Source organism: Urbifossiella limnaea (assembly GCF_007747215.1).
GTDB classification, from domain to species: domain Bacteria; phylum Planctomycetota; class Planctomycetia; order Gemmatales; family Gemmataceae; genus Urbifossiella; species Urbifossiella limnaea.
In genome coordinates this window covers 5057558-5080966 of the sequence record NZ_CP036273.1, presented here as the reverse complement: position 1 = coordinate 5080966, position 23409 = coordinate 5057558, and the positions used below count along the sequence as shown (strand labels likewise).

Below are 23409 nucleotides of genomic sequence, written 5' to 3'. Positions count from 1 at the left end.
GCCTGACGGCGGACGGCTCGCCGGCTTTACAGGTCGTCGGAGCCGCCGATGGCACCGCCACGGCGCGGGCCGGGAGCCACTGGCCGGCTTCCGCGAGTGGCTCGTCGTGCGGGCCGACGGGTGGAACAGCCTCGACTGGGTCGGGCTCGTGTTCCGCGAGGTCGCCGGCACCCTCGACATGTGTCTGCCCCGCGACGACCACGAGGAACTGATTGCCGCCCTTCGCGGGATGATCCGCGAGTTTCTAGCGTACCGGGCGGAGCACGCCGGGTGAGGGGGCGAACCACGATCGATGTGACCCAGAAACCGCTCGAGAGCGTGAGCCACCTACGACGCGGCCCACCCGAGTTCCGGGTGGGCCGCGTGCTTTTCAGCGACTCACTCCCGCTCCCGCTTTCCCTTGGGCGTCGGCTGCGTCGGCGGTTTCGGCCGCGGCGGCTGCGCGACCGGCGGGGTCGGGCGGGGCGGCTGCGCGACCGGCGGGGGCGGCGGCTGGACCGGCGGCGGTTGCGTCACCGGCGGTCGCTTCGGCTGCGTCGGCTGGGTCACCGGCGGGGTGAGCCGTGGCGGCGGCGGTTGCGTCACCGGCGGCAGCTTCGGCTGCGGTTGAGGCTGCGTCACCGGCGGGGTGGGCCGTGGCGGCGGCGGTTGCGTGACCGGTGGTCGCTTCGGCTGCGTCGGCTGGGTCACCGGCGGGGTGGGCCGTGGCGGCGGCGGTTGCGTGACCGGCGGCAGCTTCGGCTGCGGTTGAGGCTGCGTGACCGGCGGCAGCTTCGGCTGCGGTTGAGGCTGCGTGACCGGCGGCAGCTTCGGCTGCGGCGGCGGCTGCGTGACCGGCGGGAGCTTCGGCTGCGGCGGCGGTTGCGTGACCGGCGGCAGCTTCGGCTGAACCGGGGGCTGCGTGACCGGCGGCAGCTTCGGCTGAACCGGCGGCAGCTTCGGCTCGACCTTCGGCATCGGGACCGGTGTGGGAACCTTCGGCTCGACCTTCGGCTGCGGCACCGACGGCGGCAGCTTCGGGTCCACCTTGGGCATCGGGACCGGTGTCGGCAACTTCGGGTCGACCTTGGGCTGCGGCATCGGGACCGGCGGGTCGATCTTCCCCTTCCCCTTCGGGAGCGGGTCTACCCCCTTTGGGTCGACCTTGGGCTGCGGCATCGGGACCGGCTGCGGCATCGGGACCGGCGGGTCGACCTTCCCCTTCCCCTTCGGGAGCGGGTCCACCTTCGGCGATTTCGGGTCAACCTTGGGGTCGATCTTCGGCATCTTAGGATCGACCTTCGGGTCGAACGGCTGCTTCGGATCGACCTTCGGCATTGGCACGGGGCCGACCTTGGGATCGATCTTCGGCATCGGGCCGACCTTCGGGTCCACCTTCGGCGTCGGGGCGAGCTTCGGAGTCGTGATGGGCAGTGGCGGCGGGGCGCCGGCGCCCTTCGGGTTGTTCGCCTGGGCCTGCGCCCGTGCGACCGCCGCCTTGGGTACGTCCACCTTCACCCGCACCGGCTGTACCTGCGGCTGCGGCGTCGGGCTCGGCGACTTCGGGTCGATCTTCGGCGTTACCGGCCGGGGGTTCGCCTTCAGCGCCGCCGTCTCGGCGTCGCGGCGCTGCACCGACACCTTGCGGATATCCTGCGCCGCCTTCGCCTCCTGCTGCCGCACCTCCGCGGCGATGGGGCGGATCTGCTGCTGCGGCTGGAGCTTCGGGGCTACCGTCAGCGGGGCCACCATTACCACGTTCGACACGTCCTTGTTCGCCACCCGCAATCCGCCGAGCTGCGCCGGCGAGCTGTTGTTCACTGTCGTGTTGTTGTTCACGACCGTGATGTTGTTGGTGACGTTGTTCACCGTCGTGTTGGTGATCTGCTGGATGGCCGTGTTCTGCTGCACCAGCGTCCGCGGCGGCCGCGGAACGCTCCCCTGGTAGCGGCCGACGAACGTCGTCGCCACGGCGACGTTCCACTGCGGCTGCGACCGGTACGACACGCTGTAGTAGCTCCAGAGTGGGTCGTAGGAGTACCCGCCGCGGCCGAACGCGAAGTTCACCTGCGTGGCCACCGCCGGGGCGCACCACGGCCGGTAGCCGACGCCGACGTAGCGGCGGTCGTAATAGTCGCCGAAGTAGTAGCCGCCGTACCCGCTGCGGACGAACAGCGCGCCGAACAGCACCGGCTCGGCCACGACGTAACTCGGCGTGTACACGAACCGGTGGGCCAGGAGCGGCCGCGGGAAGTACACCGGCGTGAACAGCACGCCGCGCGTGGCCAGCGGGTAGTCCCAGTACCCGTCCACGAAGACGTAGCCGACCGGCGACCACGTGTAGCGCGCGGGCACCCACACCCAGCCCGGCCGGTGGGTGATCCACACCCCCGGCCGCCAGAAGTACCGGCCGCGGTACACCCAGCTGCCCGGCACGTAGACGTAGTCCACGCCCGGCGACGGCACCACGGGGCCGGACTCCAGCGTCACCGGCGGCGGCGGCAGGTATTCGATTTCCTGCTGCGCGAAGCCGCCGGCCGGCTGCACCGCGACGGGCTGCCAGAAGCCGCTCACCCACTGGTGGCCGCCCTGTACGACGTGCCAGCTACCCGGCACCCACACGCGCCCCGGCGGCGGCACGCGCCAGAAGCCGCTGATCCAGACGTAATCCGTCCGCTCCTCGTCCCAGTCCCAGTAGCCGGGGATCCAGATGACGTTGTCGCCTTCGGGCTTCTGGTCCGGCGGCAGTTCCTCGATCGGCTCCGGCGGCGGCTGCGCGACGACTTCGCCGGCAATGGCCTGCTCGGCAGTCGCGGCATAGGCCTCGTGGACGGCTCCACGGGCGAGCACTTCCGTGCCCTCAGGCTGACCGGGTTGCTGCTGGGCGGCGGCCCCGGAGGCTGGCAGGGGCAAGGGTTGCGGCGGCTGGGCGGGGGCGGCGTTGATGCTGACGCCGACGATGAGGCCGGCGAGAACGACCGCGGCGGCGAGCTGGGTCGGTCGCGGAAGCATGGGGTGACTCCGGGGAGTGCGACGGGGGCGCAACAGGAGGCGCGGGGCGGGGGTGGGCTTGCGCCAACGGCCAGAGATTGTGGCGAACGACGTGCCGATCCGTCCACCCGAATGCGGCGGGCGCAGAAAAACAGCGGCGACTTGCACTTACGACCGACGTTCGCGGCGCGGCTTGTTCGCGGGAACTTCTTTATGAGTCGGTGACATGTTGCCGCGACCCCACCCCCCTCGGCCGGAAACAAGAATTCCAGTCCGACCGTCACCACCGCCATTCCGCGCCGAACTGGATGCCGTTCACCCAGAGGTGATCCTGCTTGAACGGCACCGCCGGCCGGTTCAGACCCGAGAACGCCGGCACCTGCCCAGTCGCCGGGTTGATCGGCGGGTTGGGGATAAACGTCACGTCGATGGTGCGGTCCACCTGGTCGCCGGGGCGGACCACGTTCGACCAGTACATGGCGTTGTAGCCGACGTACGCCTTGACGCTCGGGGTCAGCCAGTAGCCGAGGTTGAGGGTGAATTCCGGGACGACGGTGAAGCGGTCGTCGGTGAAACGGCCGAGGTTCGGCCCCGCGGCCAGGAGGCCGCCGTTGGGGAAGAACACGGCGTCTTCGCCCGGCCGCTGCCGCTGCTGGAAGCCGGACACCTCGACGGTCTGGTGCGTGTTGCCGAGCGCGACGGAGACGCGGCCGTCGAGCGAGAGGCGGCCCCAGTTGCGCTCCGCGGCGTAGCCCAGCTGCCCGCCGTTGAACCGGTTCGTGGTCTTGAACTGATCCTGCACGACGATCCGCGTGCCGGCCGGGTCGGCGGTGTTGCCGGGCAGGGCGACGATGTTCTCGGTGACGGTCAGCGACTCGTTCAGCGCCAGGTGGCGGTAGCCGACGAACACCTCGTCGCGGAAGCCGCACGTGCGGCAGAGGGCGTGGCGGATGTTGGCGTCGAACCCGTACAGGGCGCTGGTGGCCTCGGCTTCCAGGCTGCCGCGCGAGAAGCCGGGGCGGGCCACGCGCTCGCCGAACTCGAACCCGCCGTCGTTGGCGGCGAAGAACGGCCGGGTGATGGTGGGCGTGGTGCCGGAGTCGAATGCGGTGCTGACGGAGTCGCGGCCGAGGAAGAAGAAGCTGCCGTCGAGGCCGAGGTGGCCGTCCTCGTCGCACCACCACCCGCCGCGGACGCGCATGCCCGCGCGGAAGTCGTCGCCGAGGCGGCCCGGCCCGAGGAGCAGCGCGGTGCCGGGCTCGCCGATGAAGCCGAGACCGCCGGCGGTGCTTGTGCTGGCCAGCACCGGGACGCGCTGCGGGTTCACCCACCACAGCAGGAGTTCGAGCCGGACGTAGCCGCGGTCGTCGGCCGGGGCGGCGGCGGGGTCGTCGGCCCCGTCGGCCGTCCGGTCGTGGTGGAGGCGGAACAGGTCGTGGAGGCTCGGGTAGTCGCGCGAGATGCGGACCGGGTCGGAGCCGAACGCGGTGTGCCGCGCGGGGAGGCCGTATACGCTGGGCACGAGGAGTTCCGGCGGCGCGGTCGGCAACTCGGGCGGCGGCGCCGGCCGGGCTACGGGCGCGTCCGAGGGCGGGACGGCGGCGCGCGGCGGAGGCAGCGACTCGGCCGTCTTCGCGGGCGGGATCGGCGGCGGCTCTGCGGCCTTCGGCAGCGGCGGCGTCGGCACCGGCTCAGTGGTCTTTGGTACGGGCGGGATCGGCAGCGGCTCGACGGCTTTCGGCGGCGGCGCGGGTTGCGGCTGGGCCGTCGGCCGGGTGGGCATTGCGGTCGGGATCGGCGGCATCGGTGGTAGGTCGGACGCAACCGGGAACGGTTGCGGCGCGGCGACCACGTCCGGCGGCGCGGGGATGGCCGGCAGCGGCCCCAGATCGGTGGACGCGGCGGCGGTCCGCGGGCCGTGAACGACCGGCTCGGATTCGGCCTGAACCGGCTTCACCACGGCTGGCACCGGCGCGACCGCGGGCGGCGGCGGAAGCATCGGCGGTTGCTTCGAGGCGGGCGTAGAACCGCGCGCCGGGAACCAGACGGCGTCTGCCGGCGCGCCCGCACTCCACTCACCGCCGCGGACGGTCGGCGGCAACAGAGCGGGCTGTTGCGCGGCGAGCGGGGCGGCCGCGAGGGCCAGCCCGAGCCCCAGCGCTTTCCCTCGGAAACGAATCATACCCGCTCCTCCCACCGCAGCGCGGTCACCCTTCCATCGGCATCCGCGGCGGCCCGACCCGCACGATTCCTGTCACCGCTTCGACCCGGACGACCGGCGCAGCTTGCCCCGCTTGCCGGTACGGTCGGGGTTGACGCGGCGGGCCGGGTCGGGGATGAGGGCGCGGTCCGGGGAGGCTTCCCGGACGCGGAGGGACACCATGCGACTTCCGACGCGCTTCGTCTGGGCGGCCGCCGCGGCGCTGGCGGCCGGCGGCCCGGCTCAGGCCTTTTACTGGGACGGGTGGCCCGGCAGTGCCGTGCCCCGGCCACGGAGCCTGGTGCCGACCGATGCGGCCAAGCTGCCGCCGAACCCAACTGCGGACCCGACGTTCCCGCCCGGCGGCGAATCGAACCCCCCCGGCACGCCGCCCGGCGGCCCGCCCGGGACCGTTCCGAATCCGGAGCACGTCCCCGAGCCGACCGGCGGCGTGGCGGCGCTCGTGGGGCTGGGTGTGCTGGCGGCGCGGCGACTGCGGCGGGGTTGATTGTTCCGACAAAGCAGAAGGCCCACCCGGAACTCGGGTGGGCCTTCTGCTTTGTCTTCGCGCAGCAGAAGGCCCACCCGAGTTCCGGGTGGGCCTTCTGCTGCGCGAATGCGTAGAGTTTACGCCGCCGTCCGCAGCCGGCCGCGGAGGTAACCCGCAACCACGTCCAGCACCCGGGCTTGCTGTGCCTCGGTGATCTCCGGGAACATCGGCAGCGCCAGCACCTCCCGCGTCGCGGCCTCGGCCGCGGGGAAGTCGCCGGCCCGGTAGCCGAGGTACGCGAAGCACTCCTGCAGGTGCAGCGACAGCGGGTAGTAAATCTCCACTCCCACCTTGCTGTCCTTGAGGTGCTGCACGAGCGAATCGCGGTGCGCCGCCGGCACCCGAACGACGTACTGGTTGAACACGTGCCGCCGGTCCGGCCGCGCCGCGGGGCGGCGCAGGAAGCCGTGCAACTGCGTCGCCTCGATCATCGCGTCGTACCGCTTCGCCGCCGCCTCGCGGGCCGCCAGCCATCCCGGCACGTGCGGCAGTTTCACCCGAAGCACGGCGGCCTGCAGCGCGTCGAGCCTCATGTTGTAGCCGAGATACTTGTGGAAGTATTTGACCTCCGACCCGTGGACCCGCAGTGCCTTCAGCCGGGCCGCCAGTTCCGGACTGTTCGTCGTCACCATGCCGGCGTCGCCGACGGCGCCCAGGTTCTTGGTCGGGTAGAAGCTGAACGCCGCGATCTCGCCCAGGGTGCCGCACTGGACGCCGCCGTACTCCGCGCCCTGCGACTGCGCCGCGTCCTCGACCACGTACACGGCGTTGTCCGCGGCCACGCGGCGGATCGGCCCCATGTCGCAGCACTGGCCGAACAGGTGCACCGGGATCACCGCCCGCGTCTTGTCCGTAATGCGGGCGGCGACCTGCGACGGGTCCAGGTTGAACGTCACCGGGTCGATGTCGGCGAAGACCGGCTTCGCCCCCAGCCGCGCGACCGCGCTCGCCGTGGCGAAGAAGGTGAAGGGCGGCACGATGACTTCGTCACCGGGGCCGACGCCGACCGCGTGTAGGGCCAGGACGAGAGCGTCGGTGCCGGACGAGCAGCCGACGGCGAACGCGGCTCCGGTGCTGGCCGCGGCCTCCTTCTCGAAGGCCTCCACCTCGGGGCCGAGAATCGCCTGCCCGGTGCCGAGCACGCGCAGCACGGCCGCGTCGATCTGGGGTTGAAGCGCTTTGTACTGCGCCTGGATGTCGCAAAGCGGTACGGGGGCGGGCGTCACGTTGGCCTCCTGGCTGCCCGGTCGATCGGAATCCGTTCCGGTCGGAGTTTGTGAAAGTCCGCACGAGTTACCCGAAGCCCCCAGACGTGTCAAGCCGGGCGCCGTCGTTCGGGTCGCGGCACTTGTGACTTGCGGAGGGGGAGTGCGTGAGCCCGACACGTCCGACCGGGTCGTGCAGATCTTGGCTTGAGTTCGAGTCGGCGGGTGGCTATTCCGCCGGTATGACGCGACTCCTGCCCGCTGCCGTCCTCCTCGTCGCGCTCGGGTGCAGCAACGCCCCCATCGCCGGCACGCTCGACGCCGTCTGGCCGTCTCGTACCGTCGACCGGGAGCCCGATCGAAGGCCCGTCATTCCCTCGGTTCAGCCACCAGACGTGAGGCCCATCACGCCGCCGTCGAACGACGTACTGCCGCCGCCGGCTGACCCGTTCCTCGGGGGAGTGAAGGGGTAGGTTCACGAAGTCGGGTCGTCGCCCGACAGTAGCGTCGGTGGGTGCATCAGCCACAACTCGTCCCAGCCGGCGCGCCAAGAGGCGAACCGCTCCTGACCTGCGACTAGGGCGGCGTCGTGGCCGCGCAGCAACTCCGCCACGCCCGGCTGGTATCGCGGCCAGTCTGCGGGGAGCACGAGCGTCAGTCGCTCGCGCAGGTCGTCCAGCCGCGCCCGGCCGACGGCCGCGTCCTGAACGTCCCCCAGGGCCTCTTGCACGGCCTCGACCGAACGGTACAGCTCCGCGCGGAACGAATCCGTGAAGCACGGGGCGAACAACTCCATCGCGTAGCGGACGCGCTTCGTCAGAATGCGGAGTTGGTGCAGGGCGTCCGGCGCGGACGGGTCCGAACTCACCTCCCGGTTGAACTCGGCAAATAGTGTGGTCATCTCGGCTCGGGCCAGTTCGCCGTACGTGACGGGTGCGTCGGCCCCGCGCGGCGAGCGAACGCGCTTGGGCAACTTCTCCGCGTCCGCGGCGAAGCGCGGCCCCACGTCGTCCGCGGCGGCGACGAGGCGGGTCTGAGCTGCGGCCCGCTCGCCGAGGGCGTAGCCGGCGAGGAAGTCGTAGGTCGCGTCGGGCCCGGTGCCGCGGGCGTCGGCGAGGGCGAGGAGAAACACGTCCCAGTCGCGGGCGTCGCCGGCGGCGCGGCGAATGCCGCGCAACGATTGTTTCGCGGCCCGCAGGTGCTTCCGCGGCAGGCAGGCGCCGAACACCCGCAGAGCCGCCCCAGCCCGCCGGGTGCCGACGCGGAGTTGGTGGACGTACTCGACGTCCTCGTAGGGCCGGGCAGCCGCGAGGGGCAGGTACTGGCGAACGACCTCGAACCGCGCCGCGATCACGACGCGAGCGGCTTCCTCGACCGGCATGTCCGGGCTGAGGCCGCCGATCCACTTCCCCTCCGCCATCTCTAACCCCCGGTGGTGTGAGGGTTAGCGTATGGGGAACGGGTGTGGGTTGTGTGAAGGTCGGAGGCTCACTGGTCACCGGTCGCTGAACACGAATTCCGGAATCGCCCCGGGGCCGCGTAGCAGACACGCCGTAAGCGGTTCGCGGACGCCGCCGCTGGTGTCGACGCGGATTCGCACCTCCGTCGCGTCTGGCGCGTCGATGAACACGTGCCCCGTCACCTGCACCCGGCCCGGCAGCGGCAGCGGGCTCGCCGACAGCTTCTTGTCGGCCCCAAGCCACACCGGGTACTCCGGACGGAACTCACGGTCGGTCGTCGTCCCGAGTCTCGGATTCACGACCGCGCGGTCCCAGATGCGCTCCCGGAGGCAGTGCAGTTGCGTCTCCGCGGGGCAGTCGAGCTCCGGTGACAGGCCGCAGTGCAAGAAGACGTGCCCTTCCGCCTCCGCGACCCACGGCAGGTGCGAGAGGAACACGCGGTGATCGTCCGGCACGGCACCGCGGAGGGCAGCGAGGTCGGCCTCCCACTCCGCGAAGTTGTGGTAGTCGGGGGTACGGCCGAGGTAGCTGCGGAACGTTTCGGCGTGATCGTAGGCCTGGCCGTAGCGCTTGACCCAGTACGGCCGCGGCACGCCGTCCAGGAGCCCGGCCGCGCCGACGAAGGCACGGTCGTGGTTCCCCATCACGCAGGCACTGCCGGGCTTGTCCGCGAGGACTTCGAGCACGCGCGACACCACACCCTTCACGTCGTCGCCGCGGTCCACCAGGTCACCGAGGAACACGACGCGCGCGTCCGGCCAGAGCGGGTGGGCGCGGAGTTTCGCCAGGAGCTTGTCGAGCCAGCGGAGCCGGCCGTGCAGGTCGCCGACGGCGAAGATTGGGTACGCAACGGCCGTCGGGAGCATGGGCACCTTTCCCGCCCACCCGGCGGCCGGTACAGTTCCAGAATCGATCTTACGGGCACCGGCCCGGGTGCGGAGGCGGCCATGCGTGTGGAGTTGTTCGGGCTGGCGATGGACACGCCCGGGGTCACCTTCTACCTGTGGTCGCCGTGGCGGTGCTCGACCCTGGAGCACAAGCTGTTCGACGCCCTCAAGCCGGTGCCGCACGCCACCCTCGAAAAGGCGCCCGACGAGCTACGGCTCCACGTCACGGACGCGAAGGGGTGGAAGGCGGCGGTGCAGAACATGTCCCGCGTGCTGAAGGGCTGGCAGGAGGAGGCGAGCGACGCCGGCAAGGACGAGCGCCGCAGCTGGCGGTGGCTGCTCGAGGCGGACGTGGACGCCGCCGGGTACGACATGCAGGGCGAGAAATCGAGCTTCTGGCTTTACTTGCGACTCTCACTGGACCGCGGCGGCCCGAGCGACGGCGAGAAGGGGGAGGACATCGACCTGAACGGGTTCGGCGTCCAGGTGTGGGGCGCGGCGAGCGAGTGACTTCGCCGCTCGCGGCGTAGCGCGCGGCGCTACGCCGCGAGCGGCGGAACCAAACCGGTGTTACTTCTTCCGCTTGCGGTCCTTCCCGTCGCGCCGCTCGGGGTTGCGGATCGGCTGCGGCCGGCCCCCCGGTGGCGCGTTGCGGTGCTGCCGCGACGACTGCTCCGCCGCCTGCTTCTGCAACTCCTCCAACCGCGCCTGAATCCGCGCCTTGAACCGACCCAGGAAGCCCTTGGGCTTCGGCGGCGTCGGCGGGCCGCCCTTCCCGCCGTCACCACCGCCACCCCCGCCCACGTCGTCGATGTCCACCTTCGGCTTGGGGATGAACTGCCGCTCGATGATGCCCCAGCCGGTGCTCACGATGAAGTACAACGCGAGGCCGGCGGCCACCTTGTAGAACAAGAGCGCCATCACCCCCATCATGATCTTCATCATCCGCTGCTGGGCCGCCATTTGCTCGTCGGTCGGCTCCGGCATCATCTTGTTCTGCTGGTACAGCATCAGCCCCACGGCGATCAGCGGCAGCACATTCAGGTACGGACCCAGGTACAGGAAAGACCACGTCCCGTGGCGATTCTCCGGGTCCGAGATCAGCGGCACCGTCTCCGTCCACCACACGGTCATGTCGGGTGCAGCGAGATTCTGGACCCAGAGGAACGGCTGGAGGCGGAAGAACACGCTCTCCTGGAGGCAAAAGTAGAGCCCCATGAAGATCGGCATTTGCGCGAACAGCAGCAGGCACCCGCCCATCGCCGAGAACGGGTTCATCCCGTGCTTCAGCATGAGCCGGGTCTTCTCCTGGTTGTAAGTGCGGTAGTCGTCCTTGTACTTCTCGTGCAGCTTGTCCAGTTCCGGCTTCAGCCGCTTCTGCACCTCCACCATCTTCATGTTCATCGCCGTCTGCTTGCGGCTCGGGAGGAACAGCAGCAGCCGGACCAGGACCGTGAGGATGATGATGCTGTAGCCCCAACTGCCGCCGGGAATCCACTCGACGGCCTTGTGGATGGCCCACAGTCCGGTGTGCATCAGGTTCGTGAACGTGACGACGATGTCGGTCCAGTAGATGGCGTTGGCGAACGTGCCGAACGCCGTCGGCGACTGGAAGTCGGTAATGGTGCGGAGCTGGAAGTCGTTCAGGTAGCGGTCCACGATCGCCGCATCGACGGCGTTGTCTTTCGCGAGCAGGTTCAGCAGCCGGACCTTGGACGGGCCGTTGTAGATGATGTAGGTGTGGACCACCGGCTGCCCCGGTTCCGGTGTGAGGCTCTCGGACATGCACCGGATGGTGATCTCGTCCAGTTCCTGGAGCGGGCGGTTGATCATGGCACGGAGGCGGGCCACCTCCACGGCCGCGACCGGGTTGCCGGCCTTCGCCTCCTTCTCGAGCTTGGCCAACTCCTCCTCCGACGGGAGGAACGCCGGCAGCTCGCTGGTGGCGCGGACGTAGGCCCACGGGTTGGCCTTCGGGTCGGCCGAGCGGTCGACGGCCAGCCCCGAGGCGAAATACGGCGTAGCGATGGCGGCGTAGTGGAACATGTTCTCGCCGTTGCCGCTGTGCAGCGCCTCGCCGCCGCGCTTGATGTTGATGGAGGCCGCGTCCTCGTACTGGCGGCGCGGCCGGCCGCGGTTGTCGTAGCCGACGAGTGCGGTGCGGGTGGTGCTGGTGTACCACTCGCCCTCGACCGGCAGCCCGCGCGGGCCGGACAGCTGGTAGCGGAACGGCCGGGGCTTCTTGCCCCCGCTGTCGGTGCGGCTGATTTCGAGCTTGAGGCCGACGTGGTAGTCCGTCCTGGTGAGTGTGTACGTCTTGCGGATCCGCACGAAGAACGGCTCGCCGAGCGTGGTCTCGAACACGACCGTATGCTGGTCGGCGGTCGCCCGCGTCTCTTCAGGGACGACTTTCCAGTTGACGGTGCCGAGGAGCGGGTCGGGGTACCTGTCGTCGGCGCTGGCGTAGTGGAACAGCGTGTACGACGGCTCGGCGAGTCGCTTCAGCTGCTCGGGGTCGGTCACGCGACCGGGCTGAAGGTGCGGGACGACGAAGTCGGTCTTCAGCTTCGCGTCGCGAACGCGCCGCTCGCCGGGGATGAGGTGGAGCGGCACCGGCTTGCCGTCCTCCTTCACTTCGTGGCCGAGGCGGTCGGCCTCGTCGAACGCGGGGAGGATCACCTGCTGGACGCCGGCCCCCTGGGTGGTGAGGACGACGCGGTTGGCGAACCCGTCGCCGCCGAGGGCGATCAGCGTGGGTGGCTCGGCGGGCGGCTTCGGCTCGGCCTTCGGAGCCGGCGGCGCCACCTTCGGCGGTGCGTTTGCGATCCCGGCCCCGGCGACGGCGGTGACGGCATCGGCCGTCGGCGGGCCGCTGGGGGATGCTTTTTCGTCGGTCTTCGCGGCCGGGTCGGGCTTGGGAATCCAGTTCTTGTCGGCGTACAACCACAGCCCTGTGGCGGCGGCGGCGAGGACGACGAACACGGCGATGTTGGGAGCGTGTTGGCGCATGAGTCCGGTCGGGAGGCGGGCGGCGGCGCGTTCGCGGGCATTCTAGCGATTCGCCCGCCCGGCGGATTTGTTGTCGGATCAGTCGGCGTCCGCATCGGGCAGGTCGCCGGCCGGGTCGCCGGTGCGGTAACGTGCCAGCTGCCGGCGGTACAGCCGGCTCCGCGGGTACTCTGTCGTCAGTGCTTCCATCAGCTTCACCGCTTCGGCCCGCTCGCCGCGGCGGAACAGCACCTCGGCCAGAGTCTCGCGGTAGCCGGCCGCCTTCGGGTCGGACGCGACCGCCTCCCGCGCGTAGGTCCGCGCCGCGTCCAGTTCTCGCCGGCAGTGCGCCCCCAGCGCTGCTAGCGCGTTCCGCGATGAGGCGCTCGCCGGGAAGTCGGCCAGCACCTTGCGGTGCGCCGCCCACACCCGGTCGAACAGCTCGTCGGCTTCCTTGTTGTTGCCGCGACGCTCCAACTCGGGCACCATCCCCGCCGACAACTCGACGGAGCCGGGCGTCACGTCGAGGTATTGGCGCGCCAGCACCATCGCCGCGGGAACGTCGCCGGCGGCGAGCTTGGCTCGGGCGCGGTACTGGAGCATGTCGTGCGGCACGTGCAGGTATGCGGCGGGGTCCACGTAGCTCACGTCGGGCGTCTTCAGGAGCACGAAGATGGCGCGCTGCACGCACCGCTCGGCGGTCGCCCAGTCCTTGTTGAGCACGGCCGCGCGGCCGGCCTGGTTGATGACGTTGCCGAAGTAGAAGTCACGGCTCCAGCACGCCCGTAGGAGCAGGTCCGTCTCGCGGGCGGCGGCCTTCGCCTCGCCGCGCTTCACCAGGTCTTCGAGAAACCGACCCCGGACGCGCTCGTTGCCGAGCGGCACCCAGTGGCTCAGCTCGACGCGCCGCCGCCCCTCGTCGACGCGGCCGGCCTTAATTAGCGCCTGCCCGGACAGGAACAGCAGTAGCGGCGCGTCGGGGAACTTCTTCCACCCCTCCTCGAAGCGGGCGGCGGCGTCGACGAACCGGCCGCGGTCGGCGAGGTAGTCGCCGTACTCGACCCACGGCCGGAAGGCGTCGGAAGTACCGTACACCCACGCCCGTGCCCCGCCGGCGACCGCGTCTTCGGCCGCGCTCTCGGCCGCCTTCGCGAACGCCGCCTCCGCCTCCGGGTGCTTGCCGGCCGCCCGAGCGACCAGGCCCGCCGCGGTGAGCCGACTCTGCCTCTGCCGCCGCTGCGAGCCGGCGTCGCCGATGAAGGGCGAGCCGCCGGGCAGCGGCGGCGGCTCGCCGGCGAGCGCGTCCAGCGCCGCGCCCACGGCCGCCGGCGGGGCGGTGCCGAGCAACAGTTCTCGGACAAGTTTCATGGTCGGCCCGCCGTCGGCGAGCTGCCCCGGCCGGTGGGCGCGGAAGATCGCCTCGGCGGCGTCGGCGTCCGCCCCGAACAGCAGGTCGAAGAACGACTCGGTGCGCGCTTCCGGTAACGACGCCCCGGCCCCGCCGCCGCTGGTGAGGAAGGCTCCGGCGTGCTCGCATGCGAGTTCGCGGAAGCCGGCGCGGAGTTCGGAGCGGATCAGCCCGCGGCGCGCGGCGCTGAAGTCGCCCCAGTCGGCGCCGACGACGGGGTCGGGCAGTTCGGTCAGCGTCTTGGCGATCTCGGCGAACAGCTTCGTAGCGCCGGCCCGGTCGCCGGTGAGCGCGAGCACGCGGCCGCGGCGCAGATCCGTATCGACGCGACCAAAGGCGCTGGCCGGCTCGATGGCCGGGAACGTGTTCCACAGGGCGTCGCGGTAGCGGAGTCGTGCGATGTACACCTCTGCGAGCAGCCCCGTGCTCTGTCGCCGGCTCGCTAAAAGTTCCTCGGCGTCAGGCACGCGGAGGTTCAGCATCAGGGCGTGGGCCGCGTCGCGGACGTTCTCGTCGCTCCCCTGACCGAGCGCCGCCACCTGCTTCACGCCGGCGTCGAACTGCTCCGGCGTTCCGGTGAGCCGCTGGTAAGTGAGCCGCAGCGCCTCGGGTAGGTTCGCCGGCCGCGACGCCGGCAGGTCGCGGGCCGCTGACCAGTCACCCTCTTCTTCCAGCAGAGTCTCGACGAGCGTCGGCGGTGGCTGGCCGAGCTTGGAGCGACGGTCGGCGTCGGCCTCGTCCACGCGCTTTGCAGCGGCACGGGCCTTCGGCCAGGCGCGGGCGGCCCGGTACAGGTGGGCCAGCACACGATCCGCGGCGGGGGAGGGTGGGGCAGCTTCGGCGTCGGCGACGGCCTGGGGCAGAGTACCGCTCAGGACGTGAAATGCGGCGAAGTCTGCGGCGCCGGCCGGCGTGCCCGAGCGAGTGGCGTGGAGCGCGACCAACTCGGCCGCGGTGGCGGTGTCGCCGGCGCCGACTCGGGCGGGCACCTCGCGGCGGAGGTGCGTGAGTATGAAGGCGGCGAGCGGGTCGCGGACGGCGGGGTCGAGGGCGTTGTCGAGGACGGCCCGGCCGGCGGCGCGGCCGCTCGGGCTGAGGGCGACGAGGTCGGCGAACGCGGCGTGTCGTTCGCGGCCGGTCGCGTCGAGGAATCGCCGGAGGGCGGCGCGGACGTCGGGCGGGGTGTCCGGGTAGTCGAACCACTCGAACCGGGCGAGGACGCCGCGGGCGCGGCGGGCGACTTCGGGCCGCGGGTCGGCGGCGGCTTTGCGGAGGGCTGGGGCGGCGTCTTTGCCGGCGGCCCAGAGCGCGGCGGTGGCCTTTTCGCGGACGGCGAACGACGGGTCGCCCAGCAAGCCGACGAGCTCCTCGGGCGTGGCCCGCGGCGGGTCCGCGGCGGCGCTGGCGGCGATGAGCAGAGCGACGACGGTGGCGGTGCGCACAGCCCGGTTCCCTTCGGTAGCGGTATCGTACCACGTCGCTGTCGGCGACCGGAACCCAATCCGCGGGCGGCCGCGCCGCGCCGACTCGGGCTGTCAGACGCTTCGGCCTTAGGATCTCCGCCCCGCGAGCGGCCCCTGCTCTCGAGCACCCGGATCCGGGGACTAACTGGCTGCACACGGTGCCGGCTGGCGCGGTCCCGCTGGTCGTGCCGGTTCGACGGCCGCCGGGGCGCGGATAACGGGTTAGGCCCGATTCCCCCGGCCGGCCGCGCCGGGTTATCATCGCAGCGTTACGCCCGCCGGAGTGTCGTTCGTGATCCGGTTCCGCTGCACGTCGTGCGACCGGGAGTATCACCTCCCGGACGCGCTGGCCCGGATGCCGCTCCTGTGTAAGGGGTGCGGCACGCGGCTGGACGTGCCCGAACCTACGCCCGAACCAACCCCCGAGCCGCCGCCCGCGCACTCTTTCCCGGACCCGACTGGCACCGTCGATCTGTTCCCGGAGTCGGACGACGTGCGGACTCGCGGCCCGGTCGCGAAGGACGTTCCCGACCCCGCGGACTCCGTCGACCTGTTCCCGCGAGCGTACTCGGAGCCGCCGCCCATCGAGATGCCGACACCAGCCGCGCCGGCCCGCCGCGGGTTGCGCGTGGTTGTCGATGGTGCGGTGGGCGTGCTGTTGGCGGTGGTCGGGGCGCTGCTCGGCGGGCTGGCCACCCAGAAGGGGACGGTCGAGGTGCTCCGCGAGGCGGGCGGGGCGGCGAAGTTTCCGACGACGGACCTGCTGGTGTGGCTCGGCTGCGTCGCGGCGCCGGTGATGGGGTACGTGCTGTTCGTGAATCGCGGCAGGTCAATCGGCGTGTGGGTGAGCTCCCGCATGGCAAGTCGGGGCCGTAAGACCCCCGGGTGAGCCGACTGGCGTGTACCACCCACCGCCCTCGGGGTCGGCCCGCCGCGACCGTTTCACGCCGTCGCCGGCTTCACTGCCGGGGTCCGCTCGGCCAGGAAGCGGGCCACCGCGGCGTTGAACTCGTCCGGGTTTTCGAGGTTCGACAGGTGCCCCGCACCCGACACCGTCACCAGCTCGCTACCGTACACACGGCCGGCCATCGCCGCGGCCAGCGTCGGCGGCGTGACCGCGTCGTGCTCCCCCACGAGCACCAGCAACGGCGCCGTCAACCCGTCGAGGCCGGGACCTGCGTCGGGCCGGTCGCGCAGTGCCGCCAGCGCCGCCGCCACCCCCTCGCCGGCCTGCTTCGCCCCCATCGCACGAACCGCGTCCGCCACACCGGGCCGTTTTGCTCGTGTCTCCTCGCCCAGCAGCTTGGGTAGCATCGCGTCCACGACCGGTGCCGCCCCTTGTGACTTCGCGGTGACGATCAGCTTTTCGCGATTGGCTTTCGCGGTGTCGTCGTCGGGTTCGGCGCGGGTGTCGGCCAGGATGAGGCCGGCGAGCCGCTCGGGGTAGCGGCGGGCGAACGCCATCGCCACGTACCCGCCCATCGACAGCCCGCCGACGACGACGCGGCCGCTCTGGCCGAGGGTGTCGAGCAGGGCGGCTACGTCGTCGGCGGCGGAATCAACGGTCCACCCCTCGGGCGGGAGCGGCGACTTGCCGAAGCCGGGCAGGTCCGGGGCGATGACGCGGGCGGTGCCGGCCAGCGCCGCCAACTGCGGCCGCCACATTTGCCGGTCCAGCGGGAAGGCGTGGAGGAGCACGAGCGTCGGCCCGGCGGCGGTGTCGGTGTAGGCGAGTGACATGAGCTTCTCTCGGGTGGTCGGGGAGGACCGTTTATTACTCGCCAGCCTGGAGGTGCGACTCGAGGAAGTACAGCGACTTGTCCAGGTAGCGGGACACGGCGGTGAGCAAGTCGGCGGTGTCAGCGTCGCCGTGCTCGTCGGCCTGGGAGATGCCGGTGCGGGCCTCCTTGCCGGCGGCCGCGTACCGGTCGGCCAGCACGCCCACCACTTCGAGCCCGGCATGGACGCCCTCCGGGAACTCCTCCAGCCGGCTGTTCGCTGCCGCCATCCGAGCGGTCCCCTTCGCCGTTCCGCCGAGCGCGGTCAGCCGTTCGGCGGTGTCGTCGATGTGTTCCTCCAGCCCTTCCGCGAGCTGGTCGAACAGCGTGTGCAGGCCCCAGAAGTTGCCGCCCTTCACGTTCCAGTGGGCGTGTTTGGTCTGGGTGTACAAGTCCGTCAGCGTGGCGAGCTGGCGGTTGAGCATGGCGACGACCTGCTGACGGACATCGCCCGACAGGTCGATACGGGTCGGGAACAGGCTTCCGGCGGGCGCCTTCGCTTTCATGGCGATTGATCCTCGGGTACGATGCCGGGCAGGAACTGAGCAAAGACGGTGCCACGGTTCGCCCTGGCGAGCCGACAGCCGCCAGACGGCGGTCGACTCGCCGGGGCTTGCTCGCCGCGTACCCTGTTCTGCACCCACCGCGCGGAACTCCTCCCATGCCGCCGTTCGCAGTCGCGCTCTACCACACCGACCCCGCCACCGGCCGGCTCATCCTGCACGCCATGCCGGTGATGGTCGTGGTGCTGTGCATCCTCGCCGTCGCCTACCGCTACTACTCGGCGTTCCTGGCGGCGAAGGTGGCGGCGCTCGACGACAGCCGCGTGACGCCGGCCCACCGCTTCAACGACGGCCAGAACTACCACCCAACGAACAAATGGGTGCTGTTCGGCCACCACTTCGCGGCGATCAGCGGCGCGGGGCCGCTGATCGGGCCGGTGCTGGCCATCCAGTACGGCTACGCTCCGGGGTTGGTGTGGCTCGTCATCGGCGTGTGCCTGGCGGGGGCTGTGCAGGACATGCTCGTGCTGGCCGCGAGTGTCCGCCGGGAGGGGAAGTCGCTGGCCGAGATCGCCCGCCACGAGCTCGGCTTCCCCGCCGCGGTGATCGCGTCGGTGGCGATCCTGTTCATCGTGGTGATCGCCCTGGCCGGTCTCGGCTTCGTGGTGGTGAAGGCGCTCGGCGGCGAGGACGTGAAGCTGCCCGCGGGGATGACTGTGACCGCGCCGCAGTATGAGTCGGCGAAGGTCGTTGGGGACACGGCGGACGCAAAACTGCTGGAATTCCCGCCGGGATGCACGGTCCACTACACCGCCGGCGATGGCGGCTCCAACCGGCCGGAGTCGTTCCGCGTTCGCTGCCCGGCCGCACCGAAGGTCACGCAGGAACTGCTCGGCCCGCCTCCATCTCCATTCTCTTCGACGGTCCCGCACCGCGAGGTCTACACTCTGCCTGCGAACTGCTTCCAGGTCATCCCCGGCAGCTCGTGGGGCACGTTCACCATCGCGGCCACCATCCCCATCGCGCTGCTCGTCGGCCTGTGGATGTACCGCATCCGGCCCGGCCGCGTCGTCGAGGCGTCGCTCATCGGCGGCGTGCTGACACTCGGCGCTGTCGTCCTCGGCGAGCCAGTGTCGCGCTCGGCGATGGGGGCGTGGTTCTCGCTCACCCGCGACCAGACGATCATCGCCCTCGCCGTCTACGGGTTCGTCGCCGCGGTGCTGCCGGTGTGGCTGCTGCTCGGCCCGCGCGACTACCTGTCCAGCTTCCTCAAGATCGGCACCGTCGGGTTGCTCGTCGCCAGCGTCATTGTCGCCAACCCGCCGTTGCAGGCGCCGCCGGTCAACGAGGTGTTCTTGAACGGCGGCCCGACCTTCCCCGGCAGCATCTTCCCGTTCGTGTTCATCTGCATCATGTGCGGCGCGATCAGCGGCTTCCACGCGCTCGTGTCCAGCGGCACGACGCCCAAGATGGTCGAGAAGGAGAGCCACATCCGCACCATCGGCTACGGCTCGATGCTGATTGAAGGGCTAGTCGGCGTCACGGCCCTGGTCGCGGCCGCGGCGTTACCGCCGGACCTCTACTACGACATCAACGTCGCCATCGACCGCGCCCCGCAGTTCCAGGCGCAGGTGAAGGAGGTGGATGACCGCTACGGCACCCGGCCGAAACTGCCGCCCGAGGCCGGCGACCGGCTCCACGCCGCGAACGTCGATTCGCCCGCCCACCTGGACTTGGGCACCGTCGAGGAGAAGGTCGGCGGCGAGTCGCTGCGCGGCCGCACCGGCGGGGCGGTGACGCTGGCGGTGGGGATGTCGGTAGTCTTCGAGCAGGCGTTCCGCTGGGTCGGCGTCACCGGCGACTGGCTGCTGAAGTACTGGTACCACTTCGCGATCATGTTCGAGGCGCTGTTCATCCTCACTACCATCGACGCCGGCACCCGTATCGCCCGCTTCCTGCTGCAAGAGACCGCCGGCCGAGTGTACGCGCCGCTGGCCCGGCCCGACTGGCTCCCCGGGGCGGTCATCGCCAGCGCACTCGTCACTGCCGGGTGGGCCGGGCTGGTGTGGACCGGCTCCATCGACACGATCTGGCCGATGTTCGGCATCGCCAACCAGATTCTCGCCGTGCTCGCCCTCACGCTGGTGACGACGTGGCTCGTCAACAACGGCCGGGGGAAGTACGCCCCGATCACGCTGGTACCGATGCTGTTCGTCGCCAGCACGACGCTGACGGCGGCGACGAAAATGGTGACCGGCCGGTTCGCGGGAATGATCGCCGACGGAGAGAAGCTGGTAGCGTCGGGCTCGGTGGACGCCGGCCGGAAGTTGATGGTGACGGGCTACCTGAACAGCGGGCTGACGATGTTCGTGGTGTCGAGCGTGTGCGTGCTGCTGCTGTGGGCGGCGGCCCGGTGGGTGGTGGTGCTGCGTGGGTCTGGGCGGGCTGGCGAAACTTGATCGAACCGCGGCTCGCCCCGCGGCGCGGGAATGTGAACAACTTTCGGAAATCTTCACTACCCGCGGCATTCGGCCGGGTTAGTATGCCTCGGCCGGTCGTCGTGACCGGCAGCCACAGTCCACCGTTGTCCGGAGGATCGTTGATGTTCCGCCGTCTGGCCGCGCTGACCGTCCTCGCCTTCTCGCTCGGGATCGTCTCCTACGCCGGCATGGCCACGGGCCAGGAGAAGGAGAAGCCCAAGTCGAAGTCCACCACGAAGGGCACCGCCAAGGGCACGAAGAAGGGCAAGGCCCCCGAGAAGACCGAGAAGTCCGAGTAGTTCGCGGCTCCGGCACTCTCCCGCCACCGCCCCGGCCGTGTCCCCCGGCCGCGCGTCAATCCCCGAGCCCGCCCTCCACCCGGGCGGGCTTCCCCCGACGGTACAGCTCCAACCGGGTCTCGTAGTCCGCTTCCTTGGCCGCGTCGCCGGCCACGGCTGCGATCGCCTTCTCCTGCCACCGCACCGCCTCGTCGAACTCGCCGCACTCGGCGCACGCGGCGGCCAGGGTGTCGAGGTAGCCGGCCTCGGCCCACTCGGTGAGCTCGCAGGCGCGGGTGGCGCACTCCTTCGCCCGCGGGCCGTTCCGCACGTCCGGGTCGGGGCACGTCGCCCACACCCACCCGAGTTGGTTGAACGTGGCGGCGTTGCGCGGGTCGCGCTTGAGCGCCTCCAGGTGGTCGCGGGCGGCGGTGGCGTAGTCCTTCTTCGCGTAGTGTGCCCCGGCCCGGTAGTTGAACGGCATCGCCGCCTGCGGGGCGAGCCGGATCGCCTCGTCGAAGTTCTGCAGCGCCTCGTCCGGCCGGCCGAGCGCCCGCAGCGCCGACCCGCGGAGCTCGAACACCCGCGCCACGTTCGGTAGCAGCCGGACGGCCGCGTCACAGTCGGCGACGACGCCGGCGAAGTCCTTTTGGAGGAACCGGCACACCGCCCGCCCGAGCCGCGCCGGCCCGTGCTGCGGGTCGCGGGTAATCGCCGCGGAGAAGTCGGCTTCCGCCCCGGCCCCGTCGCCGGCCTGTTGGCGGACGGCGCCGCGGAGATGCAAGGCGTCCGCGTCGTCGGGCCGATGTAGCAGCGCGGCGGTGCAGTCGGCCTCGGCGGCGTCGTAGTCTTCCGTCTCGAACCGCAGCCCGGCGCGCCACATCAGCACCCGCGGGGCGTTCTCGGCGTCGGCCTCGATCGCCTCCGCGTAGTCGGCGAGCGCCGAGGGCGTGTCGCCGCGGGCGGCGTGGCAGCGGCCGCGGAGCGCCCGGATCGGGGCGCGGCCGGGGTCCAGTGACAGCACCTTGTCGCAGTCGGCGACGGCCTGGTCGAACGCCTTCTGGGTGAACAACTCGGCGGCCCGGTCGGCGTAGGCCTGGGGGTCGTCGGGCTTCAGCCGCACGGCCTGGTCGAGGTCGTTGAGGGCGCGGATGCGGTCGCCGAGTTCGAGGAACGCGTAGGCCCGGTAGCGGTAGCCGGCGGCCACGTCGGGGCGGAGGGTGATGGCCCGGGAAAAGCACTCGACGGCCTCCGCGAACTGCCGCTCGGCGAAGGCCTTGTGGCCGCGGGTGAACAGGTCTTGGGCGTCGTCGTGGGTCCGGTCGCGGGCCATCGTGCGTCCTGTCGGGCGCGGGACGTGGGGCAAGTGGCAATTGTCGGCCCGCGGGCGGCGAGTGTCCAGGCGAACGGCCGCTCGGACCGGATCGACCTCCACCCCGTGCGGCGGAGCCCGCGCTGCCGGCCGGTCACCGCGGCCCCAACTCTCGCCGCAGGAACTCGTCCAGCGCGGGAAGGAGGTCCGGGTGGAGTGGGAGCGTGGGGTCGGCGTAGCTCGGGAGCTGGGCCAGTCGGTCGACGGTGGGGACCGGCTTGAGGACGTGGTTCATACCGGCCACTGCCGCCGCCCGGGCACCCGGTCTGGCGGCGACGAGCCGGCGGGCGTCGGCCTCCGACACCTGGATGTCGGTCGAGCCGGAGGCGACCAGCAGCGGCGCCTTGAGGCCGGCGGCGAGCGCCGCCGGGTCCCGCCGGAACGTCGAGATCAGGTACGGCTGTACGCTCGGCCGGAACAGCGCCTGAAGCTCTTTCGGTGTGTCCTTCACCTCTCGCCCGGCCTCCAGTTCCCGGATGACCGCGTCGCTGGCCTTGTAGAGTTCGGCCGGGAGCCCCCGCCGGAGTTGCTCGCGAAGCACCTCCTGGAGCGGCCGCCCGGGGCCGCACAGGGAGACGAAGGCGTCGAACCGGGCCTCACCCGCCGCGACCAGGCCGATGAGCGCCCCCTCGCTGTGGCCCACGAAGCCCACCCGCCCGAACCGCCGGTCGGCCCGGAGGGCGGCGGCCCACCCGAGCACGTCGGCGGCGTAGGTATCGAGGCGGATGTCTTCCTCCCGGGCGAGCGCCTTCGCGCTGGCCGCGATCCCCCGCTTGTCGAACCGCAGGACTGCGACCCCCCGGGCGGCGAGCGCGCGGCCGAGCATCCGCAGGTTGTTAGAGCGGGTGAGCGGGCCGTTCCCGTCCCGGTCGGTCGGCCCGGACCCGGCGTGGAGGATGACGACCGGCCACGGCCCCGCCCCCGGCGGCAGGTCGATCGCGCCGTAGAGGATGCCGGTGGGCGTCGCCAACTCGACCGGCTCTCCTACCAGGCGCGGGGGCGGGGCGGGCGCAGCGGCGGCGGTCGCGAGCAGGACGGTCAGGAACACGGGGACTCCTCCGGGGGCCGGCTGGGCTGGCCTCGCGGCCCGGGACGCGCGGGGAGCCGGATGGTGAACTTCGTACCGCGGCCGGGTTCGCTCTGCACGTCGAGGGTGCCGCCGTGGGCGACGATCACCTGTCGGGCGGTCGGCAGGCCCAGGCCGGTGCCGGTCTTCTTCGTGGTGTGGAACGGGCGGAACAGGTCGGCGAGTACGTCCGCGTCCATGCCGCAGCCGGTGTCGATCACGTCGAGGCACACGGCATCGCCGTCGGCGCGGCCAATCAAGGTGAGGGTGCCACCGTCGGGCATCGCCTGCTCGGCGTTCAGCAAGAGGTTCAGCAGCGCCTGCTCGAACTGGTCGCGGTCGAGGTCCACCGTCGGCAGGTCGGCGTCGGCATACCACGCCAGCTCGACGCCGGCGGCGCGGGCGGTGGGGGTGAGGAAGTCGATGAGCCGGGTGACGACGGCGCCGAGGTCGGTGGGGGTGCGGCGGAGGACGCCGGCGCGGGCGAAGCGGAGGAAGGCGTTGGCGAGGTCGGCGAGTTTCTGGCACTCGCCGTGGAGGCGGTTGACGCGGTCGAGCGCCTTCCGCTCGCGCGGGTTCTGAGGGTCGGAAAAATCCTCGGCGAGGAGCTGCAGGTTCAGCGACAGCGTGCCGAGGCGGTTCTTGACGTCGTGGATGAACCCGCCCGCGTGGGCGGCAATGTCGTCGGCGGGGTCGGTCACGCGGCGGCCCTCCGGAGAGAGTTTTATTCACGGATTCGTTTCCGGTGTGGGCGGGCCGCCGCGTAATATCCCATAGACCGGTGCCCCGCCCACCCCCGGA

General features: G+C 71.3%; 20 protein-coding genes. 7 read left to right on the top strand and 13 right to left on the bottom strand.

Features of this window, described 5'->3' with window-relative positions:
* Positions 1 to 106: 106 nt before the first annotated feature.
* A complete protein-coding gene (locus ETAA1_RS32240) occupies positions 107 to 274 on the top strand; it encodes a hypothetical protein (protein WP_202920297.1) in 168 nt (55 codons plus the stop codon).
* Between the two features lie 104 nt (positions 275 to 378).
* Here ETAA1_RS32240 and ETAA1_RS20705 read toward each other — a convergent pair whose 3' ends face one another.
* From ETAA1_RS20705 to ETAA1_RS33500, 3 genes are all read right to left on the bottom strand, one after another.
* Entirely contained in the window at positions 379 to 2991 is a 2613-nt protein-coding gene (locus ETAA1_RS20705) for a YXWGXW repeat-containing protein (RefSeq protein ID WP_145241836.1), read from the bottom strand.
* 259 nt (positions 2992 to 3250) lie between these two features.
* Positions 3251 to 5152 (bottom strand): BBP7 family outer membrane beta-barrel protein, encoded by a 1902-nt coding sequence (locus ETAA1_RS20700; RefSeq protein WP_145241834.1) that lies wholly within the window; start codon positions 5150 to 5152, stop codon positions 3251 to 3253.
* Positions 5153 to 5224: 72 nt separating this feature from the next.
* A complete protein-coding gene (locus ETAA1_RS33500; RefSeq protein WP_261341990.1) occupies positions 5225 to 5353 on the bottom strand; it encodes a hypothetical protein in 129 nt (42 codons plus the stop codon).
* On the opposite strand from ETAA1_RS33500, the gene ETAA1_RS20695 reads away from it, so the two are divergent.
* Complete coding sequence (locus tag ETAA1_RS20695) at positions 5352 to 5678, top strand: hypothetical protein (RefSeq protein ID WP_145241832.1); 327 nt, start codon at positions 5352 to 5354, stop codon at positions 5676 to 5678. The two genes, ETAA1_RS33500 and ETAA1_RS20695, sit on opposite strands and share 2 nt — an antisense overlap.
* Before the next feature lie 119 nt (positions 5679 to 5797).
* Here ETAA1_RS20695 and ETAA1_RS20690 read toward each other — a convergent pair whose 3' ends face one another.
* Positions 5798 to 6946, bottom strand: a complete 1149-nt coding sequence (locus ETAA1_RS20690; RefSeq protein WP_145241830.1) for a DegT/DnrJ/EryC1/StrS family aminotransferase — start codon at positions 6944 to 6946, stop codon at positions 5798 to 5800.
* A gap of 221 nt (positions 6947 to 7167) precedes the next feature.
* Between ETAA1_RS20690 and ETAA1_RS20685 the strand changes: the two genes are divergently transcribed.
* Entirely contained in the window at positions 7168 to 7398 is a 231-nt protein-coding gene (locus ETAA1_RS20685) for a hypothetical protein (protein WP_145241828.1), read from the top strand.
* A gap of 2 nt (positions 7399 to 7400) precedes the next feature.
* On the opposite strand, the gene ETAA1_RS20680 is transcribed toward ETAA1_RS20685, so the two are convergent.
* Positions 7401 to 8345, bottom strand: coding sequence for a CHAD domain-containing protein (locus ETAA1_RS20680; RefSeq protein WP_145241826.1), 945 nt, complete (start codon positions 8343 to 8345; stop codon positions 7401 to 7403).
* A gap of 75 nt (positions 8346 to 8420) precedes the next feature.
* On the bottom strand, positions 8421 to 9251 hold the full coding sequence (locus tag ETAA1_RS20675) for a metallophosphoesterase (RefSeq protein ID WP_145241824.1): 831 nt from the start codon (positions 9249 to 9251) through the stop codon (positions 8421 to 8423).
* A gap of 81 nt (positions 9252 to 9332) precedes the next feature.
* Between ETAA1_RS20675 and ETAA1_RS20670 the strand changes: the two genes are divergently transcribed.
* Positions 9333 to 9782 carry a hypothetical protein gene (locus ETAA1_RS20670; RefSeq protein WP_145241821.1) on the top strand — a complete coding sequence of 150 codons (450 nt, stop codon included), beginning with the start codon at positions 9333 to 9335 and terminating at the stop codon, positions 9780 to 9782.
* A gap of 60 nt (positions 9783 to 9842) precedes the next feature.
* Here ETAA1_RS20670 and yidC read toward each other — a convergent pair whose 3' ends face one another.
* Positions 9843 to 12281, bottom strand: coding sequence for a membrane protein insertase YidC (yidC, locus tag ETAA1_RS20665; protein WP_145241819.1), 2439 nt, complete (start codon positions 12279 to 12281; stop codon positions 9843 to 9845).
* Positions 12282 to 12359: 78 nt separating this feature from the next.
* Positions 12360 to 15110, bottom strand: coding sequence for a tetratricopeptide repeat protein (locus tag ETAA1_RS20660; protein ID WP_145241817.1), 2751 nt, complete (start codon positions 15108 to 15110; stop codon positions 12360 to 12362).
* Positions 15111 to 15423: 313 nt separating this feature from the next.
* On the opposite strand from ETAA1_RS20660, the gene ETAA1_RS20655 reads away from it, so the two are divergent.
* Complete coding sequence (locus ETAA1_RS20655; protein WP_145241815.1) at positions 15424 to 16020, top strand: hypothetical protein; 597 nt, start codon at positions 15424 to 15426, stop codon at positions 16018 to 16020.
* Positions 16021 to 16073: 53 nt separating this feature from the next.
* Here ETAA1_RS20655 and ETAA1_RS20650 read toward each other — a convergent pair whose 3' ends face one another.
* Both ETAA1_RS20650 and dps read right to left on the bottom strand, forming a co-directional pair.
* The gene (locus ETAA1_RS20650; protein WP_145241813.1) at positions 16074 to 16871 is read right to left on the bottom strand and encodes an alpha/beta fold hydrolase; all 798 of its coding nucleotides are present in this window, start codon (positions 16869 to 16871) and stop codon (positions 16074 to 16076) included.
* A gap of 34 nt (positions 16872 to 16905) precedes the next feature.
* Positions 16906 to 17415, bottom strand: coding sequence for a DNA starvation/stationary phase protection protein Dps (gene dps / locus ETAA1_RS20645; protein WP_145241811.1), 510 nt, complete (start codon positions 17413 to 17415; stop codon positions 16906 to 16908).
* A gap of 155 nt (positions 17416 to 17570) precedes the next feature.
* Between dps and ETAA1_RS20640 the strand changes: the two genes are divergently transcribed.
* Both ETAA1_RS20640 and ETAA1_RS32235 read left to right on the top strand, forming a co-directional pair.
* Positions 17571 to 19871 carry a carbon starvation CstA family protein gene (locus ETAA1_RS20640; RefSeq protein ID WP_145241809.1) on the top strand — a complete coding sequence of 767 codons (2301 nt, stop codon included), beginning with the start codon at positions 17571 to 17573 and terminating at the stop codon, positions 19869 to 19871.
* Positions 19872 to 20014: 143 nt separating this feature from the next.
* Positions 20015 to 20191 carry a hypothetical protein gene (locus ETAA1_RS32235; RefSeq protein WP_202920296.1) on the top strand — a complete coding sequence of 59 codons (177 nt, stop codon included), beginning with the start codon at positions 20015 to 20017 and terminating at the stop codon, positions 20189 to 20191.
* Between the two features lie 55 nt (positions 20192 to 20246).
* Here the strand turns inward: ETAA1_RS32235 and ETAA1_RS20635 are convergent, their stop codons facing one another.
* The 3 genes from ETAA1_RS20635 to ETAA1_RS20625 form a co-directional block, all read right to left on the bottom strand.
* A complete protein-coding gene (locus tag ETAA1_RS20635; protein ID WP_145241807.1) occupies positions 20247 to 21503 on the bottom strand; it encodes a tetratricopeptide repeat protein in 1257 nt (418 codons plus the stop codon).
* A gap of 133 nt (positions 21504 to 21636) precedes the next feature.
* Positions 21637 to 22590 (bottom strand): alpha/beta hydrolase family protein, encoded by a 954-nt coding sequence (locus ETAA1_RS20630; RefSeq protein WP_145241805.1) that lies wholly within the window; start codon positions 22588 to 22590, stop codon positions 21637 to 21639.
* Positions 22581 to 23309, bottom strand: coding sequence for a two-component system sensor histidine kinase NtrB (locus ETAA1_RS20625; protein ID WP_145241803.1), 729 nt, complete (start codon positions 23307 to 23309; stop codon positions 22581 to 22583). Before ETAA1_RS20625 ends, ETAA1_RS20630 begins: the two co-directional genes overlap by 10 nt.
* Between the last annotated feature and the right edge of the window lie 100 nt (positions 23310 to 23409).

Bases quoted from the DNA above. Each gene is read 5' to 3' on its own strand.
- ETAA1_RS20640 (WP_145241809.1), top strand. From the start codon at position 17,571: ATGCCGCCGTTCGCAGTCGCGCTCTACCACACCGACCCCGCCACCGGC.
- dps (WP_145241811.1), bottom strand. From the start codon at position 17,415: ATGAAAGCGAAGGCGCCCGCCGGAAGCCTGTTCCCGACCCGTATCGAC.
- ETAA1_RS20650 (WP_145241813.1), bottom strand. From the start codon at position 16,871: ATGTCACTCGCCTACACCGACACCGCCGCCGGGCCGACGCTCGTGCTC.
- ETAA1_RS33500 (WP_261341990.1), bottom strand. From the start codon at position 5,353: ATGGTGTCCCTCCGCGTCCGGGAAGCCTCCCCGGACCGCGCCCTCATC.
- ETAA1_RS20680 (WP_145241826.1), bottom strand. From the start codon at position 8,345: ATGGCGGAGGGGAAGTGGATCGGCGGCCTCAGCCCGGACATGCCGGTC.
- yidC (WP_145241819.1), bottom strand. From the start codon at position 12,281: ATGCGCCAACACGCTCCCAACATCGCCGTGTTCGTCGTCCTCGCCGCC.
- ETAA1_RS20670 (WP_145241821.1), top strand. From the start codon at position 9,333: ATGCGTGTGGAGTTGTTCGGGCTGGCGATGGACACGCCCGGGGTCACC.
- ETAA1_RS20685 (WP_145241828.1), top strand. From the start codon at position 7,168: ATGACGCGACTCCTGCCCGCTGCCGTCCTCCTCGTCGCGCTCGGGTGC.
- ETAA1_RS20695 (WP_145241832.1), top strand. From the start codon at position 5,352: ATGCGACTTCCGACGCGCTTCGTCTGGGCGGCCGCCGCGGCGCTGGCG.
- ETAA1_RS32235 (WP_202920296.1), top strand. From the start codon at position 20,015: ATGTTCCGCCGTCTGGCCGCGCTGACCGTCCTCGCCTTCTCGCTCGGG.
- ETAA1_RS20635 (WP_145241807.1), bottom strand. From the start codon at position 21,503: ATGGCCCGCGACCGGACCCACGACGACGCCCAAGACCTGTTCACCCGC.
- ETAA1_RS20705 (WP_145241836.1), bottom strand. From the start codon at position 2,991: ATGCTTCCGCGACCGACCCAGCTCGCCGCCGCGGTCGTTCTCGCCGGC.
- ETAA1_RS20675 (WP_145241824.1), bottom strand. From the start codon at position 9,251: ATGCTCCCGACGGCCGTTGCGTACCCAATCTTCGCCGTCGGCGACCTG.
- ETAA1_RS20700 (WP_145241834.1), bottom strand. From the start codon at position 5,152: ATGATTCGTTTCCGAGGGAAAGCGCTGGGGCTCGGGCTGGCCCTCGCG.